Annotated in this window: 23 protein-coding genes and 1 riboswitch; of the genes, 9 read left to right on the top strand and 14 right to left on the bottom strand. The window is 35.5% G+C overall.

Annotated elements, in window-relative coordinates:
* Window positions 1-66: 66 nt before the first annotated feature.
* The 12 genes from KKI44_RS21600 to KKI44_RS21545 form a co-directional block, all read right to left on the bottom strand.
* The gene (locus KKI44_RS21600; RefSeq protein WP_214589083.1) at window positions 67-1,836 is read right to left on the bottom strand and encodes an AMP-dependent synthetase/ligase; all 1,770 of its coding nucleotides are present in this window, start codon (window positions 1,834-1,836) and stop codon (window positions 67-69) included.
* On the bottom strand, window positions 1,833-2,846 hold the full coding sequence (locus KKI44_RS21595) for an NAD-dependent epimerase/dehydratase family protein (protein WP_214589082.1): 1,014 nt from the start codon (window positions 2,844-2,846) through the stop codon (window positions 1,833-1,835). Before KKI44_RS21595 ends, KKI44_RS21600 begins: the two co-directional genes overlap by 4 nt.
* A gap of 473 nt (window positions 2,847-3,319) precedes the next feature.
* On the bottom strand, window positions 3,320-4,324 hold the full coding sequence (locus tag KKI44_RS21590; protein WP_214589081.1) for an MvdD family ATP-grasp ribosomal peptide maturase: 1,005 nt from the start codon (window positions 4,322-4,324) through the stop codon (window positions 3,320-3,322).
* Entirely contained in the window at window positions 4,317-5,273 is a 957-nt protein-coding gene (locus KKI44_RS21585; protein WP_214589080.1) for an MvdC/MvdD family ATP grasp protein, read from the bottom strand. Before KKI44_RS21585 ends, KKI44_RS21590 begins: the two co-directional genes overlap by 8 nt.
* Window positions 5,274-5,358: 85 nt before the next feature.
* The gene (locus KKI44_RS21580) at window positions 5,359-5,577 is read right to left on the bottom strand and encodes a microviridin/marinostatin family tricyclic proteinase inhibitor (RefSeq protein ID WP_076392378.1); all 219 of its coding nucleotides are present in this window, start codon (window positions 5,575-5,577) and stop codon (window positions 5,359-5,361) included.
* Window positions 5,578-5,605: 28 nt separating this feature from the next.
* On the bottom strand, window positions 5,606-5,878 hold the full coding sequence (locus tag KKI44_RS21575) for a microviridin/marinostatin family tricyclic proteinase inhibitor (protein ID WP_250902114.1): 273 nt from the start codon (window positions 5,876-5,878) through the stop codon (window positions 5,606-5,608).
* Between the two features lie 38 nt (window positions 5,879-5,916).
* Window positions 5,917-6,135 (bottom strand): microviridin/marinostatin family tricyclic proteinase inhibitor, encoded by a 219-nt coding sequence (locus KKI44_RS21570; RefSeq protein ID WP_214589079.1) that lies wholly within the window; start codon window positions 6,133-6,135, stop codon window positions 5,917-5,919.
* Window positions 6,136-6,251: 116 nt separating this feature from the next.
* On the bottom strand, window positions 6,252-7,031 hold the full coding sequence (locus KKI44_RS21565) for an alpha/beta fold hydrolase (RefSeq protein WP_214589078.1): 780 nt from the start codon (window positions 7,029-7,031) through the stop codon (window positions 6,252-6,254).
* 96 nt (window positions 7,032-7,127) lie between these two features.
* Complete coding sequence (locus KKI44_RS21560; protein ID WP_214589077.1) at window positions 7,128-7,847, bottom strand: pyridoxine 5'-phosphate synthase; 720 nt, start codon at window positions 7,845-7,847, stop codon at window positions 7,128-7,130.
* 56 nt (window positions 7,848-7,903) lie between these two features.
* Window positions 7,904-8,128: a hypothetical protein gene (locus tag KKI44_RS21555; protein ID WP_214589076.1), complete on the bottom strand. Its 225-nt coding sequence runs from the start codon at window positions 8,126-8,128 to the stop codon at window positions 7,904-7,906.
* A gap of 3 nt (window positions 8,129-8,131) precedes the next feature.
* Window positions 8,132-8,467: a DUF2085 domain-containing protein gene (locus tag KKI44_RS21550; protein WP_214589075.1), complete on the bottom strand. Its 336-nt coding sequence runs from the start codon at window positions 8,465-8,467 to the stop codon at window positions 8,132-8,134.
* A gap of 89 nt (window positions 8,468-8,556) precedes the next feature.
* Window positions 8,557-9,825: a mechanosensitive ion channel family protein gene (locus tag KKI44_RS21545; protein ID WP_214589074.1), complete on the bottom strand. Its 1,269-nt coding sequence runs from the start codon at window positions 9,823-9,825 to the stop codon at window positions 8,557-8,559.
* Between the two features lie 164 nt (window positions 9,826-9,989).
* Here KKI44_RS21545 and KKI44_RS21540 point away from each other — a divergent pair, with 164 nt between their 5' ends.
* From KKI44_RS21540 to KKI44_RS21530, 3 genes are all read left to right on the top strand, one after another.
* Complete coding sequence (locus tag KKI44_RS21540; RefSeq protein ID WP_214589073.1) at window positions 9,990-11,168, top strand: carboxypeptidase regulatory-like domain-containing protein; 1,179 nt, start codon at window positions 9,990-9,992, stop codon at window positions 11,166-11,168.
* A 75-nt stretch (window positions 11,169-11,243) separates the two neighbouring features.
* Window positions 11,244-11,735: a DUF456 domain-containing protein gene (locus KKI44_RS21535; protein ID WP_214589072.1), complete on the top strand. Its 492-nt coding sequence runs from the start codon at window positions 11,244-11,246 to the stop codon at window positions 11,733-11,735.
* An 11-nt stretch (window positions 11,736-11,746) separates the two neighbouring features.
* The gene (locus KKI44_RS21530; RefSeq protein WP_214589071.1) at window positions 11,747-12,238 is read left to right on the top strand and encodes a hypothetical protein; all 492 of its coding nucleotides are present in this window, start codon (window positions 11,747-11,749) and stop codon (window positions 12,236-12,238) included.
* Here KKI44_RS21530 and KKI44_RS21525 read toward each other — a convergent pair.
* On the bottom strand, window positions 12,225-12,866 hold the full coding sequence (locus KKI44_RS21525) for a uracil-DNA glycosylase (protein ID WP_214589070.1): 642 nt from the start codon (window positions 12,864-12,866) through the stop codon (window positions 12,225-12,227). The genes KKI44_RS21530 and KKI44_RS21525 overlap by 14 nt on opposite strands.
* A 156-nt stretch (window positions 12,867-13,022) precedes the next feature.
* Window positions 13,023-13,526: a GNAT family N-acetyltransferase gene (locus KKI44_RS21520; protein WP_214589069.1), complete on the bottom strand. Its 504-nt coding sequence runs from the start codon at window positions 13,524-13,526 to the stop codon at window positions 13,023-13,025.
* A gap of 656 nt (window positions 13,527-14,182) precedes the next feature.
* On the opposite strand from KKI44_RS21520, the gene KKI44_RS21515 reads away from it, so the two are divergent.
* The 6 genes from KKI44_RS21515 (at window position 14,183) to KKI44_RS21490 (ending at window position 19,419) form a co-directional block, all read left to right on the top strand.
* The gene (locus KKI44_RS21515) at window positions 14,183-16,330 is read left to right on the top strand and encodes an endonuclease MutS2 (RefSeq protein WP_214589068.1); all 2,148 of its coding nucleotides are present in this window, start codon (window positions 14,183-14,185) and stop codon (window positions 16,328-16,330) included.
* Window positions 16,331-16,822 (top strand): YcxB family protein, encoded by a 492-nt coding sequence (locus tag KKI44_RS21510; protein ID WP_214589067.1) that lies wholly within the window; start codon window positions 16,331-16,333, stop codon window positions 16,820-16,822.
* Window positions 16,823-16,907: 85 nt separating this feature from the next.
* Window positions 16,908-17,519 carry a hypothetical protein gene (locus KKI44_RS21505; RefSeq protein WP_214589066.1) on the top strand — a complete coding sequence of 204 codons (612 nt, stop codon included), beginning with the start codon at window positions 16,908-16,910 and terminating at the stop codon, window positions 17,517-17,519.
* A 130-nt stretch (window positions 17,520-17,649) separates the two neighbouring features.
* Window positions 17,650-17,928 carry a hypothetical protein gene (locus KKI44_RS21500; RefSeq protein ID WP_214589065.1) on the top strand — a complete coding sequence of 93 codons (279 nt, stop codon included), beginning with the start codon at window positions 17,650-17,652 and terminating at the stop codon, window positions 17,926-17,928.
* On the top strand, window positions 17,925-18,587 hold the full coding sequence (locus KKI44_RS21495) for an ATP-binding cassette domain-containing protein (protein WP_214589064.1): 663 nt from the start codon (window positions 17,925-17,927) through the stop codon (window positions 18,585-18,587). Before KKI44_RS21500 ends, KKI44_RS21495 begins: the two co-directional genes overlap by 4 nt.
* A 31-nt stretch (window positions 18,588-18,618) precedes the next feature.
* Complete coding sequence (locus tag KKI44_RS21490; protein WP_214589063.1) at window positions 18,619-19,419, top strand: hypothetical protein; 801 nt, start codon at window positions 18,619-18,621, stop codon at window positions 19,417-19,419.
* Window positions 19,420-19,477: 58 nt separating this feature from the next.
* A riboswitch (cobalamin riboswitch) is annotated at window positions 19,478-19,658 on the top strand.
* The last annotated feature ends 83 nt before the right edge of the window (window positions 19,659-19,741 follow it).

Genomic DNA, 19,741 nt, shown 5'->3' with positions numbered 1-19,741 from the left:
ATTCTTGTAAGATGGAATGCAGCCTGATTTACCGTTATTGCTTAATCTTAAGCTCAGCCTTAAAATTTAATACATTTTCTCAATAAGATCTGCATATTTTTTAAGCACTACATTTCTTTTTACCTTTAGTGTCGGAGTAATTTCTCCCGTATTAATATCAAATTCCGAAGGCATCAATGTGAATTTTTTCACTTTTTCGTAATCGGATAAATGGCTTTGCAGTTCTTTAATTTTGTCTTTGTAAAAATCGTGTATCTTTTCGTTTTTTACAATTTCTTTCCAATTGGTGAAAGGAATATTATTTTTTTTGAGATATTCTTTTAAAAATTCAAAGTTCGGAACCACTAAAGCGGAAACAAACTGTCTTCCTTCCGCAATCAGCACAATCTGCTGAATGAAATTGTTGTTGGTTAAGATATTTTCAATCTGCTGCGGCGCGATGTATTTTCCGTTGGAAGTCTTCATGAGATCTTTCAATCGGTCTGTAATGGTAAGATTTCCTTTGCTGTCGATGGTTCCGGCATCTCCGGTTTTAAACCAGCCGTCATCGGTAAAAACTTTCTGCGTTTCTTCAGGCTTTTTATAATATCCCTTCATGATTCCGTTTCCTTTTGCCTGAATTTCGTCGTTCTCCCCGATTCGGATTTCCACGCCCGGAAGAGGTTTTCCGCAGCTTCCGTGTTCAAAATGCGTCAAAGGAAAAGCGGTTAAAGTTGCCGTAGTTTCCGTTAAACCGTAGCCAACCGTTACATGAATTCCAACCGACTCAAAAAACTTCGTCACTTCCGGAGATAATGAAGCTCCGCCACAAGGCAGAAACCACAATCTTCCGCCCATTTTTTCTTTAATTTTACTGAAAACCAAAGATTCGGCAATATTTTCTTTTATTTTTAATCCAAATGGAACCGGCTGTTCTCTTCTTCTTAATTCTGCGGTCTGCGAACCGGTTTCCAATGCCCAGTTAAATATTTTTTTCTTCAGCGAAGAACCTTCTTCTGCCTTTTCCAAAACTCCGGCGTAGACTTTCTGGAAAAATCTCGGCACCGCACACATCATGGTCGGTTTTACCTCTTCCAAAGCATTGGCGATATTCTTCGGATCTTCAAGGAAATAAACTCTTGCGCCTCCGTAAAGACACAAAAGGCTCCAGCTTCTTTCGAAAACGTGGGTTAAAGGTAAAAATGCCAGAGAAAGTTCTTCTTCGAAGTTTTTAAACTTAAAAAATTCAAAATGGGCATCAAATGCTTTTATGAAATTTCCATGGGTGAGAATGACTCCTTTCGGTGTTCCTGTTGTTCCGGAAGTGTAGATAAGCGTGGCAATATCTCCATATTCTTTCTTGCAGAATTCTAATTTGGGAGCGCTTTTGGCAATAAAATCTTCAAGATAAAAACTGCTGAATTCTTTTTTGATCCAGACAGCTTTTTTAGAAATGATAATCGTTTGCAGATTTGTACTTTCTTTTTTCAGAATTTCCAGACACGTATCGTACTGAGCCTGATCTCCCACCAAAATAGCCTTTGCTTCCGAATCGTTGATGATGTATTCTGCCTGTTCTGCATTATTGGTGGAATAGATCGGAACCGTAATGGCTCCGATTGCTAATACTGCGAGATCAAAAATCATCCATTCTGATGAATTATCCGAATAAATGGCTACTTTATCATTTTCCTGAATGCCTGCATTTTTAAGCGCATTGGCTGTTTTATACACAATTTCGCCGAATTTTTTCCAGCTCAGTTCTTTCCAGCCCGCATCTTTCTTTTTAAATCCGATGGCAGATTTTATGGGATGCTTTTCTGTATTTTTTAAGATAATTGCTTCTGCAAGATTCATTGCTTTATCTTTTTATCGTTGATGTAATTATTTAAATGAAAATCAATACTTTCCGTAAGAGGAATGAACTGATAATTCAATCTGCTTTTTATTTTTTCGTTGGAAACAATATTCATCTCAGAAATTGCTTTTACATTGGATCTTGTCGCCATTCTTAAAGCCGGAATCAGCCATCCGAATAATGCATTTGCCAAAACTCCGACATTCAGCTGAAATTGTGACAGGAGTTTCGCTTCCTTCAGCCCCAGTTTCTTTCGGATCTGCTTTCCTAATTCTGCATATCTTCTGTTCTCGGAAATGATGATGAACCGTTCTCCAAAAATATTTTTCTCCATCAGTTCAACAGAGATTGCGGCAACATCTCTCACGTCCGCATAGCTTGTTCCTCCTGAAAAAGTAAAACTGTTTTTTTCGAAAGTGGGAAAAATATCGCCACTGCTGTTTCCCCAGTTTCCGCTTCCGATAATCATTCCCGGATTTACAATAACGACGTTTAACCCTTCAGCAGAAGCTCTCCAGACTTCCATTTCAGAAATATGTTTTGAGATTGCATAAGCAGAATGGTCTTCTTTCGGGTTAAAATCGGATTCTTCATCCAGCTCACCTTTTTCATTAAAATTATCGAGAACAGCAATTGAACTTACATGAAGGAACTTCTTCACTTCAGTACCTTCACAGGCATAAAGTAAATTTTCTGTTCCTTTAATGTTCGTGTGGTAAATTTCTTTGCTGTCTTTGGGATTGAAACCCACTTTAGCAGCGCAGTGATACACCTCATCAATTCCTTTTAGGGCTTCCTGAAGAGAGAGAATATCATCAAAATCTACATCGATCCATTCAATTCGGTTGAAAAAATCATCGGGATTTTCCGTATAAAATGTATAGGAATGCCTTACTTCGTTTAAATTGCTCGTCGGTCTTTTTGCTGCACGAACGTTTTTTCCCTTTTTCAGAAGTTCTAAAACGATTACTCTGCCTAAAATTCCGGTTGCTCCCGTTACAAAAACCATCAATTTTTTTTACTTGATTGCTTACTAAATTATGATAATATTCTACGTTATGCAAATTTGCGATTTTTAAGGGAGATTTTGTGTTTTTTAAATGGATAAAAACAGCAAAAGTTTTGATGTTTCTGTTTTGAGCAATAGATAAGATGATCATTAAATTAACCTGAGTTCGGGATAAGTCTTCTTAAAAGCAAGGTAAAACAAAGAGATTCAATTATCAGGAATTCATTTTTTTAGATATACAAAGGTGTAAAACTTATCAAAGTAATACCATTTTTGTCTTTTTTAAATAAACGAAGTGTCTTTGCTTACCTTACAAACTTTCAATAAGTAAAAAATCTTTTGTTTTTCTTTGCGATAAATTAATATAATGCGATAAATCAATTTTTTTAAATTTATTTCTTATCCCGAACTGAGGATAAATTAAAAAAAACGGACTTTCGCCCGTTTTCTGTATTATCTTGTGTTAGAAAAATTTAGATCAAAACCATATTGTTTCTTCTTGGAGCTTTATCGCATAAGATATCGGCAATACTTTTAGAAATAAGGTTTCCTTCGGTAAGATTATCCAGCCAGAAGAATTCTCCGGCACAGTTGATCTCAATGAAATAATATTCGTCTTCGGGCGAAACGATCATATCAATAGCTCCGTAATCGATATTGTAAACGTCTAAAAGTTCCAGCAATTTTGCTTCGATGTCTGTCGGAAGTTCCGCAGGAATCCATTTATCAATGAGATTTACCCCGTCTTTTCTCCAGTCTATTTTTGCGGCTTCCGACTGTTGGGAATCGATTTCAAAAGCGTACACTTCTCTTCCTACAATGGTAATGCGGAGCTCTTTTTTCTTTTCAATTTTTTTCTGAAACTGCATCGGACAGTATAAAAGCGTATCCAGTTCTTCCAGTTTATCTTCCTTTACCACATTGGTGAATACCACACTTTCAACACCGTCTTCATAAATAGCAAATCCAGTCTGCATTTTGGCAACTACATTTTTATGTTTCACAATGAACTGTCTGGCTTCTTCCGGATTGTTTGTAAGGCAGGATTCCGGAATTCTAAGTCCAATTTTATGAGCTATTTTCAATTGCTCTTCCTTGCTGTCTACTCTTCTGTAAACACTTGGTTTCCCTAATGCATAAACATCAATAGACTCTAAAAACCCAAATAATGTCGTTCTGATCTCTCCCATCGCTGCACCGTAAAATTTAGAATCCAGCTCTTCTTTCAGACCAGATCCAATATTGTAGGCTCTTCTGTACCAGACTGCGGAAATATCGTCCAAACGATGTTTTTTTTCAGGAGTTTCTAAAATACTGATCCACTTTCCATCTTCAAAACGAGTAGATAATTTATTTTGCAAAGGGTATAAATCGACGTCGAAACGGATGACTTCACAATGGTTTTCAGCAATATATTCTGTTACTTTTTCTATGGAAAAATTATCTCCTGTATGGGTAATTATTAAAATTTTATTCATTGGTTTTCATTCTTTTTATAAGGTTATCGGCAATTCTTTCCGCAATTGGGAAATTGAGTTCTTTCTGGAGCATTCCCCATTCTCCCTGCGGATTTACTTCCAGGAAATAGTAGTTTCCGTCTTTGCTTTTTATCATATCGATTGCTCCGATGTACAGTCCCATTTCTTTCATCATTGAGGTGAGACCGATTTTAATATGTTCCGGTAAGTGATATTCTGACCAAAAATAATTCTCATTGGCTATTCTCCAGTCGGCATTTTCGCTGTTATTGATTTTTCCGGTAAAAAATTCTCCGTCAAGATACAGTATTCTCAGTTCATATTCTTTTTCAATGTAGGGCTGAAAAATCATGGGACAGTATTCTATATCGTCTATATTTTCGAGAGAATTTTCATCGATAATATGGGTAGAAAGGAAATTTTCCGCGTTCATCGACTTGGAAAGCGCACCATGAAGTTTTGCCACCATTTTTCCGTTACATTTCTGATGGAAAAATTCGGTTATTTGTTCTGAATCGTTTGAAAAAATAGTTTCGGGAATAGTAAGATTGTTTTTTTTGGCAATCTTTAGTTGATGCATTTTATTGCCGTCAATCTTATTTTCATTTTCAAACGGATTGATCCACGGAATGTCTTCCAGTAAAGTGAAAAGATTGTTTCGGAGGGCAGCATATTCTTTCAGGAAAATTTTTGTGAAGCTTTCATCCAGTTCTTCAGGAACAGTGATGCCCCACGATTTTCTGTGCCATACTGCTTTAATTTCGTTTGAATTTACGGTATTTCCGGATTCATCAGTTAATTCAAAATAGTTTTCGTTGATGCTGATTTTCTGGTAATGACTGATTTTGTCTGAATTCAGTCGGAAACATGGAATATTTTTAGATTTTAAATATTCAAAAAAGATTTCAATATTGTAAAAGTCGTGAGAATGCGTTATACAAAGAATCATCTGCCGTTTTTTATTAAAAAAGGAAACTTAGAGTGTAAGTTTCCTTTAATATGATTTTTTAATGCGATCTGAAAATAAAAATCCATTAAACAGATGGAGAATCATCATCTCCGTCGGAAGGATATTTCATTGTTTGCGCCATATCATAGATTGGCTTTGTAACTGTATCTACAGCGGGTTTTGTAATGCTGTCCTGCGATGCAATAGTTACATCTCCACCTCCTTTAATTTTTTCAGGATCCTGTAATTGTTTCTCTAAAAATGAAGCGAAGAAAGGCTTCTTTTTTGAATCTTTGTTTTTCATAGTTGTTTATTTTGGGTATTTTTTATGACTATTCAATTCCCGGAGGATTACCTGGATTAAATCCTCCCTCGTCACTGTCTGAAGGATATTTCAGTGTGACAGGAGTGTCTGTAACCGGTGTTGTGGTTACTGGTCCGTCCAGCGTTTTTAAGGTAAAAACAGAATCTTTTGCGGGTAACGTAACAGAATCATCCATTAATCCTGTTATTATTCCGCCACCGCCCTGAACTTCTTCAGGATTCTGAATCTGCTTCTCTAAAAACGAAGCAAAAAACGGTTTTTTCTTGTCGCTTCTTTTCATAATGTCTGTGATTAGAGTTTATACAGTTAAATCATTTTTTAGATTTCTGTACCCCCTTCATCACTGTCTGAAGGATACTTCATGGTAACATTATCATTGGAAGGTTTTGTAACGCTGTCCTGAAGTGCCGTTGTAACATTATCTCTTAATGGAGCTGTCGCAACAGTTTCAGATCCTCCTTTGATTTTTTCCGGTTCTGCGATCTGTTTTTCTAAAAATGATGCAAAAAACGGCTTTTTGTTTTTCTTATTTTCCATGAGATTAATATTTAGTGATTTAGCTTCGACTAAAATATTAAAAAATATCACACAAAGTAGAATAAATTTACACTTTAAGAAAATTTTAACAAATAACCCACAATAAATGCATTATGTTACACAATATTCAAAAATTCTTTTACAATTTTAGCAAAATCTACAGGATTTTCAGCCTGAACCCAATGCCCTGCATTTTTAACTGTTGAAAACTGAGCTTTGGGAAACTGCTGTTTAATAGCAAACTCATCCTGAGGAAGAATATAATTGGATTTTTCGCCTGCAATAAACAATGTCTCTCCTTCGAAAACACCGAATTTTATCGCATTGGAGACAAACTGATTGTATTTTTCAGAAAGGGTTTTCAGGTTAAATCTCCAGTTCAGTTTTTTATTATCATCCCAATACAGATTTTTTGTAAGGAATTGTATTGTTGATCTTTCAGGAATATACTGGCTTAAAACGGTTTCCACATCATTTCTGGAATTTACCGTATTAAAATTCACGGTTTCCAAAGCTTTTATAATCCCCTGATGATGTGGAGGATATGCTTTCGGAGAAATATCCACAACAATAAGCTTTTCCACTTTTTCAGGATATTTAATGGCAAACTGCATCACTGCTTTTCCTCCCAGAGAATGCCCCAGAATATGAGCTTTCTGTATGCCGTAATGCTCCATATAGCGAAGAATATCATCCGCTAAATCGTCATGAGACATTTCATCCGAATGAAAACTTCTTCCGTGGTTGCGGAGATCAATAAGATGCGTTGGCAAAAACTCTCCGAAATCTTTCCCGAAAGTTCCCCAGTTGTCCAGCATTCCAAATAAACCGTGAAATACCAAAAGCGGTGTCGACGAAAGATTCTCGCCAAATATTTTTGAATTTAAAATTTCCATACGTTTTGTTTTTAGGATAGAAGTGGGTTTTGGAAGCAGATAGTTCAGACAACACTTATCAAGCCTTTGGCTTTACATATCCAGCTTCCAGCCTATTTACCATTTTGCCAGTCTCTTCAGATAAGCCTGAACTGTATTTTCCATTCCCATGTATAATGCTTCTGAAACCAGAGCATGACCGATGGAAACTTCGAGCAAATTCGGGATGGTATCTGCAAAATATTTTAAATTTTCTAAACTTAAATCGTGTCCGGCATTAATTCCCAATCCAAAATCTGTAGCAACAACTGCCGTATCATAATAAGGTTTTATGGCAGATTCTTTATTTTGGGTATAATTTTTAGCGTAAGCTTCGGTGTAGAGTTCAATTCTGTCGGTTCCTGTTTTGGCAGCATATTCTACCAGTTCAGGAGTCGGATCTAAGAAAATTGAAGTACGGATTCCTGCATTTTTAAATTCTGCGATAATTTCCGTAAGAAAATCCAGATGTTTTTTCGTGTTCCAACCCGCATTTGAAGTAATGGCATCATCTGCATCGGGAACCAACGTTACCTGTTCCGGTTTTACCTCAAGAACCATATCGATAAAAGAACGGTGAGGATTTCCTTCGATATTGAATTCCGTGGTTACCAAAGGTTTCAGATCATAAACATCTTTTCTTGTGATGTGTCTTTCATCGGGTCTTGGATGGATGGTAATGCCCTGTCCTCCGAATTCCTGAATTTTTACGGCTGCTTCCGTTACACTGGGTGTTTCTCCTCCTCTTGCATTTCTCAGCGTCGCAATTTTATTAATGTTTACACTTAGTTTTGTCATACTGCAAAAATAAAAAAACCCAACTTAAAAGTGGGTTTATAGTCTTAAGATTTTTCCTATTTCTGTAAGGTAAGTCTTATAATGGTAAGAACTATATTTACAGCAAGTCCTATAAGTGCCATATTACACGCAGATTTCGCTGCCATAGGTTCTTTGTCTTTTTTAACGAAGTAAATGATTGCACCTGCCAAAGGAATACAGAATGATAAAATCTTTAATCCTATATGCAAGTCTTCATTAGACTGATTAGGCTTTTGGTAATTTTGATTAAAATCGCTCATAGTTTAAGTTATTAATGTTTCAATGAATTTATAAGTATGATAGGTAATTCTTTCACTAAGACCACTCATTCCTATTCCGGCGAGAATTCCGGTAAAACAACGGATAAAGTTGGTGCTCTCTCTGTTGAGATAAGCCTGAGTTAAGCCATCAACAAACGTAGGAAGAACAAGCACAACACTTAAAAGAATACTTATCTGATAAAACCATAATAAAGGAATCATGACAAAATATCCTAAGTAAATGCCGGTACATCTTGCACATACCGGAAATTGTTTATTCTTGTAAAAAAATGATCTTGAGGGCATTCTATGACAGTCTACCCATTGTATTTTAGTCATAAAGCTAAAATACAAAAAAATTCTTCTGAGAAATTATTTTTTTGATTTTTGAAAATGTAGTTGACAAAGTACTCTGAAAACAAACTTCATTACACCTTAACACTGATCTGCATCACCTGAAGATCAAATTCCTTTGAAGCTACGAGTAAATGATCGAAAATATCCGCCTGAATCTGCTCAAAATGTTCCCAGCGCGAATCGTTAGCGAAACAGTAGATTTCCAGAGGCAGACCTTGTGGAGTAATATCAAGCTGACGAACCATCATGGCTCCTTCCTGATTAACATCGGGATCGTTCTCAAGGTATTTTTCTGCATAATATCTGAAAACACCAATGTTCGTAAGCTGTCTTCCGTTCACTATTTTATCACTGTGCTTTAAAGTCTCTTTTTCTTTTTTCAGTTCAATGCTTTTTCCTTCAAGATATTCCGAGATCAGATTGATATCTTTCAGCCTTTCAATATCTTCTTCCGTTAAAAATTTAAAGGAATTGATATTAAAGTAGATTGATTTTTTAATTCTTCTGGTATTGGATTCAGACATCACCTGAAGATTTTTAATCTCAGTAGTTAAAAGATCATAGGTTGGAATTGAAGAGATTGTTTTATCGAAATTCATAATCTTCGTCGTCAAAAGACTGATGTCTGAGATATTTCCTTCAATACTGTATTTGGGAATACTGATCCAGTCTCCTACTTTTAAACTTTTAGAAGTGGAAACATGAATTCCGGTTACAAATCCAAGGATGGTATCACGGAAAACCAAGACCAACACTGCCGTAATCGCTCCTAAACTTCCGACAATGGTAGAACCTTTAATCCCGAAAATCACACAGATTCCTACAATGGAGAAAATGAAGATTCCTAAAATTTTCATTGTTTCAGAAATCGCATTCAATGCCATAATCTTGTAATAATCCTGTTTGATGGCAAAATAATTTCTAAAGGCCGTTAATCCTCTGTAAAGCATCCCCGCCAGAATTAAAACAAATCCCAGATTGATGGCGCGTATAATAAAGACGTTGGTTCTGGGAATCGCTTTTGGCGGAAATATAGAAGTCTGAATTCCTACAACAATAGCCAGAGCAAAAAGATGAGCCACAGAATTGGTAACTCTGGACTGGTAAACTGATTTTACAACCGGATATTTTTCTTCGTTATGAAAAAAACGGAAAATAAAATTAATCACAGGTTTTACAAGAAAATCAACCAGCAAAAATAAAACAACTAATATAGCAAGCTTTGTAAAAGCATGAAAAACCCAGTCCAGACCCGCCGGAGAAATTTTGGTGATGTATATATAAAGCTGTTCGCTTAAATCCTGTATAAAATTTTTAGTTTCCTGTAACTGATCATTCATTATAACAAATTTAATAAAATTTAAATCCTCCCAACACCGATTAAATAAGAATTTTTCACAAAACAATCAAAAATTATTTAACAATTATTTAAAATTATTTTAAAAATAAAACATATTTAATAATAAAATCATTAATTTAGTCTTTTAATTAAAAACTGTAATTTATGAAAAAATTTAACCTCTTCTTTATTTTTATCATTCTTTTTTCTCTGGGTTCCTGTCACTCAGATTCTTCTTCTCCCACAGAAGCAACGGCAGACAATACGGTAAAAACCGGAAAGGTAACCGGTAAAGTAATGTCTCAAAACGGCGCAAAAGCCATTGGTGGTGCCTCTGTTTTTACTTTCGATGATAAATATAAGATTTACTACACAACTTCCGATGCGGATGGTAATTTTACACTGGACGCTCCGGTCGGCAATCACACCATTCACATTCAGACAGGGAATGGAAGCAATTTCCGTACAGAAGTTGCTGCGACTGTAAAAAATAACGAAACTTTAACGCTTGATCTTTCCCAGACCAAACTGAATCAGGTGGCTAAAATTGCTTATGTAAAAGGCTCGTATGATAAAATTGAAGATATTATTCTTTCTTTAGGATACACCGCAACAGAAATTACGAATAATGATCTTACGAATTTAAATACCATTGCACAATATGATATCATTTTTCTGAACTGCGGTTCGAGAAAATATTCCACCAATCAGGCACTTTTCCCTGCAATCGACGCAAATCTTGCTATTTTCGTTGCTAATGGAGGAAGTATCTATGCTTCGGACTGGGATGTTTCTTATCTGGTAGGCGGAACAGATAATACTTCAGGCTGCGCTCCAGCGGGAGGATTTGTTCCCGATTCAAAACTATGTTCTGTGAATAACGGAAGTTCGGGAATTGTTCCGGCTGTGGTAAGCAATGCAGGATTGTCTTCTGCTCTTGGTTTCAGCAATCTTAATATTGATTTTGATTTGGGAGCATGGCAAAAAATTACCAGTTATGATTCTTCTTACTGGGAAGTCCTGGTAAAAGACGGAGCCAATCAGGCATTGATGCTGAGAACGAATCATTTTACAGCTACAGGAATTCCTGTAACTCCAATTGGAAATGCACCGAACACCACGTTTGTTCCGGTTTGCGTTACAATTCCGGGAACTAATATCCAGATCACGATTTCAGTTCCGCAGACTCTGGTTCCTTATCTTGTTGCATTAGGAGCAACTGTAGGTCCTTGCTCCGGATCATCCAACAGCGGCTTTATTTATTATACGAGTTTCCACAACCATGCTGCAGGAAACATCGGCAATGCAGGTGTTATTCTACAGTATGTAATCCTGAATCTTTAATCCATTTTTTTCATTATTATATAAAGTGGCTCTTTGGAGTCACTTTTGTTATATACTGTCAATAAATTTCAACTTATGGACACAACATTAATTAATATCCTTTGTCTTATTCTTTTGGTTTTAGGTATTTTAGGAACGTTTCTTCCTGTTTTGCCGGGGTTATTATTAAGCATTTGCGGACTTTTGATCTATAAATACGGTACAGATGCAGATCTGTCTATGATCTATGTATGGGTATTTGTAATTCTCACTGCGGCTTCTGTTATTTTAAATTACGTCATTCCGGCAAAAACCACCCAGAAATACGGCGGAACCCGCTGGGGAAGCATTGGTTCGGTTATCGGAACCATTGTAGGAATTTTCTTACCGATTCCTTTAGGATTTCTGGTAGGAATGTTTGCGGGAGTTTTTGTTGGAGAGCTTCTTCACGACAGTCAGGATATAAACAAAGCCCTGAAGTCCACAAAAGGAGCATTTATAGGATTTATTTACGGAACAGGATTTAGTTTCGTGGTAGGTGTGGCAATGTTTTTGGTGGTATTATTTAATATGCTTAATATTATCTAAAATAAAAAATTATGTTTCATAAAATCCTTATCCTGAGTTTAAGTTCGTTATTTTTAATGAACTGCAATGCTCAAAAGAAAAATAAATTAAAAGTGAACACGGATAAAACAGGCGTTACAAAAGTAACCAATAAAGATGGCGAAATCATTTATTTCAATGAAGGAGAAAATAAATTTCTGAAAGAATATGAAATGAATGTAACCTTTAAAGGAATATCGGAAGACAGCCGCTGTCCAAAAGGAGTAAACTGCATTTGGGCGGGAGTTGCCGTAGCGCAGGTTGAAGTAATGGGAACTGCAACCCGACCAATGGTTCTTAATTTAGCTACTATGGATAATGAAGGCAGAAACTATCATCAGTCGGCTGCATTTAACGGATATACTATTTCTTTAACGGATGTTCAGCCTTATCCGGCTTCTGCAGACGGAGCAAAGGCTTTGAACGGAAAGTATAAAATAGGAATTACCATTAAAAAAGGAGGAGAAAATCCTACCATGAAATAGGTTTCTTCCCTTTTGAAACAAGATATTCATTAATTTTTGAAAAAGGTCTGCTTCCGAAGAATCCTCTATACACGGAAAACGGAGAGGGATGAGCAGATTTTAAAATAAAATGTTTAGCCGGATCGATGAGTTCGGCTTTTTTTTGTGCAAAAGCGCCCCAAAGAACAAAAACAACGTTTTCTTTTTTATCTGAAATTTCTTTGATGATGAAATCTGTAAATTTTTCCCATCCCAAATCTTTGTGTGAATTAGGAGAATGCGCACGAACGGTTAAAGTTGCATTCAACAGTAAAACTCCTTGTTTTCCCCAATCGTCCAATTCTTTTGAAGTTCTTTCAACACCTAAATCATCTTTTAATTCAATAAAAATATTTTTCAGAGAAGGCGGCGCGGCAACCTGTTCAGAAACAGAAAAACATAAACCATTCGCCTGATAATCATTATGATAAGGATCCTGTCCGATGATCACTACTTCAATATCTTCAAAAGGCGTAATTTCCAACGCTCTGAAAATCTGATTTTTTGGTGGAAAAACTTTAGTGGCTGCATATTCCTGCTTTACTTTTTCCCAAAGGTTGGTAAAGTATGGGGTGTTTTTTATGGGGGCTAATATTTCTGTCCAGGTCATTTTTTTAATTTGAAAATTTGAGAATGAATTAATTTGAAAATTCAATTTTTACGCCAACCTGTCATTCTGAATGAAGCAAAGCGTAATGAAGAATCTATGCAAATTTAATGATTAAAATAAAAAGAGATTTCTCCTCCGTCGAAATGACAAAGAAATTTATTTCTTCAAGCTAAAAACCAGATTCTCCAGAAAATCTTCATCCTTCCTATCTTCCTGCAATACAAAATCATGTTTTAAAAGAAGTCCTTTTGAATTTTCATTGAGTTTATGCGTCATCGCAACAATTTCCTGCAAATGTAAATTTTTAAATGCAAAATCCACGACTGCAGCCAAAGCTTCCGACATGATTCCTTTTCTGTGATACTCCGGTAATAATTCATAACCGACTTCTGCTTCTTTTCGGTCTTCGGAAAAATTCCATAGACAAATGGTTCCAATCAGATTTGGTTGGTCTTTTAAAGAAATTCCCCAGTAAAAAGATTTCTGATTTCGGGTATTTTCTTTAATGGTTAAAATAAACTGAAGCGCATCATAATTATTTTTAGGAGGATTTCGGTGTACGAACTGGTTAATGGTTTCATTGCTTCTGATCTTTAGAATGTCTTCTGTATAACTCTCGTCGATGGGTTTGAGAATTAATCTTTCGGTTTCTAGCTTCATAGTTCAAACTTACATAAATTTAGTAAATTAAACTTATTAATTTCGACCAAAAAACACGAAAATTTTATTAAAAGAAGTCAGCCTAAAGTTCAAAAATTAAATCTAATTGTTAAATAGTGGTAAACAAACCTCACAGGTTTTTGAAACCTGTGAGGTTTTAAAAGAAATTTAGTAATTAAACTCATTAATTTCTGACTCAAAAATCACAAAAAATTTTATTAAAAGAAATCGACCTAAAGTTCAAAAATTAAATCTAATTGTTAAATAGTGGTAAACCTCACAGGTTTTCGAAAACCTGTGAGGTTTTAAAATAAACTTAGTAATCAAACTCATTAATTTCTGACTCAAAAATCACAAAAAATTTTATTCGAAAAGTCAGCCTAAAGTTCAAAAATTAAATCTAATTGTTAAATAGTGGTAAACCTCACAGGTTTTTGAAACCTGTGAGGTTTTAAAATTAAATCAGCCATTACTTAATTATACAGCACATTAATGATTTCAAAAAAACTTTACAAAAGGTAACATCCCGAATACAAACGAAGCTTTAAAAGTATAAACTGCACTTGCCGAAGCTTATATTAATAAAAGAGATCAAATCAATAAATCATTTTCAAATTCTCAAATTATTTCATTTTCAAATTAATTATCTTTGCAGTGTGTATATAAATAAAGAAGATTTAAACGAATTAGAGTTTCCGCAATTGCTCGCGGAAATTTCTCCCTTTGCGTATTCTCCGAAAACAAGAGAAAAAATTCTTCAACTTCGTCCGATGGAAATAGACGAGGCAGAACTTTCATTGAAAAAAACTTCCGAATATCTTTCGAGTTTTGAAAGTTCAAATGCAATTCCGTTTGATGAATATGAAGATATCGAAAGTGAGCTGAAGCTAATGCTGATCGAAAATTACCGACTGGAAAACAGCGCTTTCATCAAAATCAAAACCATCACGGAGCAAATCGGGAAACTGCAGAAGTTCTTCCCGACCATGCCGGAAACCTTCCCTACTCTCATGGAAGATGTTTCTGTTCTGGAATTCAGAAAAGAGATTATTGATAAAGTTGATAAAGTATTCAACCGTTTTGGTGAGGTTAAAAGCGAAGCTTCCCCAGCTTTAAAAGGATTAAGAAGTGAAATTCAACACGCCAAAAAAGCGATTCAGGAAAACTTTAACCGTGCGTTAACAACTTATGGACAGAGTGATTTTCTGGATGATATCCGCGAAACGATTATTGATGACCAAAGAGTTTTAGCGGTAAAATCGGGTTTCAAAAGAAGAGTTCCGGGAAGAGTTTTGGGACTTTCAAAAACCGGTTCTATCACTTATATTCAGCCGGATTCCGTAGTAAAGCATTATTTCAAGCTTCGTGAAAGTGAGGAGGAAGAGAAAAAGGAAATTGATAAGATCTTAAGACAGCTTACCGCAGAACTAGCGGAATTTCAACCTCAGCTCTGGAGATATCAGAAGTATATTTTCGACCTTGATTTAACGAGAGCGAAGGCTAAATTTGCGGAACTCATCAATGGTGTTTTACCAAAAATCAACCGCCATAAAACATTAAGATTAAAAGAAGCGTTCCATCCTTTGCTGTTTTTAAGAAATAAAGCGGAAAATAAAACGATCTATCCTCAAACGCTGAGTTTAACGGAACACAACAGAATCATCTGTATTTCCGGACCGAATGCGGGAGGAAAATCCATTACGCTGAAAACGGTTGGTTTGCTTCAACTGATGATCCAGAGCGGAATTCTGGTTCCGACCCATCCCAAATCGGAAATGTTTTTCTTTGATAAAATCATGACCGATATTGGGGATAATCAGTCAATTGAAAATCACCTTTCAACGTATTCATCCAGACTGAAGAAAATGTCGGGAATCATTCGTGAAGCTGAAGCGAATACACTTTTACTAATCGATGAATTCGGTACAGGTTCCGATCCTGAACTGGGAGGTGCTTTAGCAGAAAGTTTCCTTGAGTTTTTCTATGACAAAAAAAGTTTTGCGATTATTACGACGCACTACACCAATATTAAACTTGTTGTGGAACAGCTCCCGAATGCTCAGAATGCAGCAATGTTATTCAATGAAGAAACATTGGAACCGATGTACAAACTGGAAGTGGGACAAGCGGGAAGTTCATTTACTTTTGAGGTGGCGGAAAAGAATAAAATTCCGAGATTCATTATTCATTCTGCCAAGAAAAAGGTGGAACATGATATTGTAAATCTGGATAAAACGATTGTAAAGCTTCAGCAGGAAAAATATGAAGTGGAAAAGCTTAAAACCGATCTTGCCGAAAGAAAGGAATCTGTAGAAGACAAACGCGATAACCTTCAGAAACTGAATGAGCAGCTTCAGCAGAAGCTATTCAATTTCCAGAAATTATATGAAGAAGAGCACCGTAAACTGCAGTTCGGGAACAAGATTGAGGCTTTTATCGACAGCTACGTAAAAGGAAAGTCCAGAAAAGATGTGGTAAAAGATTTTGTAAAAATTCTTGAGCAGGAAAAATTCAGAAAACTGGGTGCAGATAAAGATGAATCCAAACGTCTGCAGGTTGTAAAAAGGAAGATAACCCAACAGCTTAAAAAGGAGGAAGTGATTGAAAAAATTACGGAAACCAATGAAAAACTGGAGGAAAAACGCAAAACCGACCGCGCTCTCTGGATGAAAGTCGGGCAGCGCGTCCGTATTTCCGGCAGCACAAGTGTGGGAACGATTGAAAAAATTTCACGGAATAAAGTGATCGTGAATTACGGAACATTCAAAACAACAATTGACGCAGACGAACTGGAAAGAATTTAAATGATAACGGTAAAAACTCATATCAGTTTTAAGGATTTTCTGATATTTCATCTCAAAAGTTCTTTAATAAGGCTTATTGCTTTTCCTTTGCTGATTTTGCTTTTCTTTATTGTAAAACTGTTTGCGGATGGCAATTCTGAACAGGAAATTTTGCTTTCGGCTTCAATGTGGCTCGGAATTATGTTTTTGTTTTTCGTGATCCGGTCTTTTTTGCGGCTGAGATTTGTTTTCAGTTCCAATAAAAAGATTCAGGAAAACATTACGTACATTTTTACGGAAGAGAAAATCCGTACGGAAGGAGAAACTTTTGATGCAGAATTTGCATGGAATACAGTTTATAAAGTGAAGGAAAATAAAGAATGGTTTCTGATCTACCAAAGTGCACAGACGATGAATATGGTCCCGAAAAAGTATTTTACAAAGGAGCAGATTACCGGATTGCGAAGAATGATTACAGAAAATAATGTAAAAGCAAAGCTCAGAAAAGAGTAATGTGCTTACAAAATATCTCATGAGAGCGTCTGTTCAGGACGCTCTTTTATTTTAAATTTTATATTTTTACCCCAAACAATAATTTATGAAGACCTTAAAAATGCTGTCCGACTTTCTGCCGATACCGAGCTATACTGTAATTATCCTTTGTTTTTTATTTCCCTTTTTCCTTGTGAAATGCGGTAACGTTACTTTGATGTCTGTAAAGGGAACTGATCTGATAACGGGAGTTTCTAAGCAAAAAATGGACGAAAGAATGAGAGAAAGCATTAAAAAAAGTTCTCCTTATGCATCTTCCGTAAGCAATCAGGAAGATCATACGTCTTCATCCGATGATTCTCGGGAAGAAAGTGACAAAGGAGATATTTCGCCGAATCTGTTTGTTATTCTTTCTTTTCTAATGGCAGTAGCAGGAATTGCTGTGCAATTGATGAAAACCTTACGAAACAAATATCTTTATCATCTTGGATTTTCTGTAGCCGGACTTCTTGGTCTTTTGGGATTTTATCTCAGTTTTAAAGCAAAAATGGAAGATATGGAACATACTACAGGAATGGGAATGGATGGAAAAATAAATATTGCGTACAGTTTTGGAGGAGCTTTTTATATTGCTGCCGCTTTATTTTCAGTTGTTTTTCTTTTCTTTGGAATCTATTCTTATCTGTTTTTGTCAAAAAAAGATCTGGAGAAAATTTAACGATATTTAGTTATCAGTTTCTAAAAAATTTCAGATTTTTATTCTTTTGAGAGCTTAAGATATTTTAGTAGAAGCTTTATAATCAATTGATGTAACTTTGGTTGAATTCAAAATTAATTTAAACAGATATATGGTTAAAAATATAAGGATTCTCTGGATTTTCTATGTAAAATTACTGATTCCTGCTGTTCTCTTTTCTTTGCTGATGAATATCCTGCTTGGTTTTACTGCTGCCAATTTCGGATTATGCTTCTTATTATTTTTTCCGGTTTTTCATTACCTCATCTATGAATTGAGGCTAAAAGAAGAATATTCTTTCTTTGCCAATTTCGGGTTTTCAAGATTATTTCTCTGGATCTTTACTTTTTCATTAAGTGTAATCATTAATATAGTTACAAAACTAATATGAGCAGATTACATATTGACAGCCTCACAAAATCTTTTAATGAAAAGAAAATCCTAAGAGATATCTACATCAGTTGTGAAACGGGAAAGGTAATCGGTCTGCTGGGAAGAAACGGTACGGGAAAATCTACTCTTTTAAAAATTATTTTCGGGATCGAGAAGGGAGATTCTCAGTTTATCAGAGTGGATGATAAAGTCCTGCAAAATCAGATGGACAGGAAAGGAAGAATTGCTTATTTACCTCAATACTCATTTCTTCCGAAAGGTATTAAAATAAAAAACCTGATCTCTCTTTTCTGTACTAAAGAAAACGCGGATCTGCTTTTTAAATCAGATCTGCTAAAACCTTTTTTGAATACATCTTCACGAAACCTTTCAGGCGGCGAGAAAAAAATTGTTGAAGTTATTTTAATGGTCTATTCCGATTCGAAATTTGTTCTTCTGGATGAACCTTTTAACGCTTTATCACCGAAAATGATTTCTGAAATTCAAAAAATGATCAAAGAACAGTCTCAGCATAAGGGATTTATTATTTCAGATCACCGTTATCAGGAGGTTTTGGATATTTCAGATGAAATTTATCTGCTTTCTGATACGTATCTGAAGCAAATTAAAGATTTTAAAGAATTGCAGCAGTATAATTATCTTCCGAAGAATATTTAATTTATATATTTGAACTTTCAAAAAAATTTTCATGATGGTTTCCGGAAAAAAAGCTTTTTATCTTTCAGTGTTCAGTATTTTTTCTTTTGCTTTTGCGAAGGGACAGAATAAAGTGCCTTTCGGCGTGGTAAAAGCTGAAGAAGGTTATGCCATGGTGCGTGTCCATAAAGACGATTACCGAAAAATAATTGACAAGATCCGTATGAAAACCGGAGATGTTTTTATTTACGAAAAACCTGCACCGGGAGAAACAGAATGGATCTGGATAAAATATCCTGAAAAAGAAGACACCGAAAAACCTTTCGTAAGATATGACAGCATCATCAAGGAAGGAATGGTGAATAAAAACCGTATTGTTTTCGTTGATAATTTACCAAAATTTACGCCTTCTAAATCGAAAAACGGAAAGTCTCTGATTTTTACAGATGATACCAATCCCAAAATTCCAGGAAACCAGAGAACAAAAGTTATCATTGATGTTTATCCTTCTTATGCACAAATCAAAAAGCAGGAAAAAGATTCTAACGGAAACATCGTTAAAATAGACAAGGTAAAAGTCTGGGGCGTAGGAAAAGAATTGCCGGAAGGTTTAATGGAAATAAAATCTGTACGCGTCCAGCAACCCGGAAGAGGTTCTGTTTTTGTAAGAGATGCCATTAAAAATATGTTTCAGCCTGCTATGGATTTTGAAAACGTGGGCGTAACCGCCATCGATAACGATCATATTTTTCTTTATATGATTAACGGTTCAGGCGAAAACCGCTACACAACAATATGGACAATCAAGCAGGGAAAAGCTGAGAGCCAGATCATTTATAAAACTCCTGAATAATTCATCAATAATCATTATTTTTGTCATCGAAAAGTGTGACTTTAGATTTTATAAGCTTATCACTTTTCAGGAAACTGGTTTTGCTTAACTGCAGATTAAAAGGGAATCGTGTGAAAATCACGAACTGTCGCGCAACTGTAAGTAACGGAATTCTTTATTAAAAATCCACTGTGCAAAGTCATGGGAAGGAAATAAAGAGGTTACAAGTCAGGAGACCTGCCTTTTTCTTAACAACAAAAAACTTTCGCGATTTGAAGTTTATTTATCTAATGGATACTCAGAGATTTCTGTCTCTGCTTTTTCTGTTGTTCCGATATTTTCA

This window comes from Chryseobacterium sp. ZHDP1, assembly GCF_018603435.1.
GTDB classification, from domain to species: Bacteria; Bacteroidota; Bacteroidia; order Flavobacteriales; family Weeksellaceae; genus Chryseobacterium; species Chryseobacterium indicum.
The sequence above is the reverse complement of the archived record's forward strand: the minus strand, read 5'-3'. Positions and strand labels throughout refer to the sequence as shown.